This window comes from Marinobacter sp. BW6, assembly GCF_008107725.1.
In the GTDB taxonomy this organism is placed as follows: domain Bacteria; phylum Pseudomonadota; class Gammaproteobacteria; order Pseudomonadales; family Oleiphilaceae; genus Marinobacter.
Window position 1 is genome coordinate 1 of sequence record NZ_VIRN01000056.1, and the last position, 431, is coordinate 431.

Sequence of the window (431 nt, forward strand, 5' to 3'; positions counted from 1 at the left end):
GGACATTGTCTGTTTCGTTTCGCCCGGGCTTGCCATGCTCTACGGCCTGCATCCGCTGGTCGCCCATGTGGAAGAGATGTTCCTGGAACATTAACCGCAGCAGGAAATGGTCGGCCGGTTTCTGGAGGAGCGCGACGCCTATCACTGGCGCCTGGCGGCCTATTGCCTGTTTCGCCACGAGACCCTGAGCCAGACCAATGCGCCCGCCGCGCGGGCCTATGGACGTGCCCTGGAAGAGGAAGTTGATCTGCTGCTCAGCCTGCGGCAACGATAAGAAACGACAACCCTGACGGTGTAATGAGACTGTCACAGGAGGGCGATAACGGAAGGCATGTCCATCCGGCTTTCCTCCGTCACCAAATACTTCGGTTCGCACAAGGCCCTCAACGGCGTCAGCCTGTCGATCGAGGCCGGCAGCTTCTTCGTCGTTC

The 431-nt window shown here is 59.9% G+C and carries 1 protein-coding gene; it reads left to right on the plus strand.

Annotation, left to right across the window (positions count from 1 at the left end; translation table 11 throughout):
• Positions 1 to 106: 106 nt before the first annotated feature.
• Complete coding sequence (locus FMN52_RS19905) at positions 107 to 274, plus strand: hypothetical protein (protein ID WP_205424908.1); 168 nt, start codon at positions 107 to 109, stop codon at positions 272 to 274.
• The last annotated feature ends 157 nt before the right edge of the window (positions 275 to 431 follow it).

Coding starts and splice junctions, on each gene's coding strand:
- FMN52_RS19905 (WP_205424908.1), top strand. CDS start 107: ATGGTCGGCCGGTTTCTGGAGGAGCGCGACGCCTATCACTGGCGCCTG.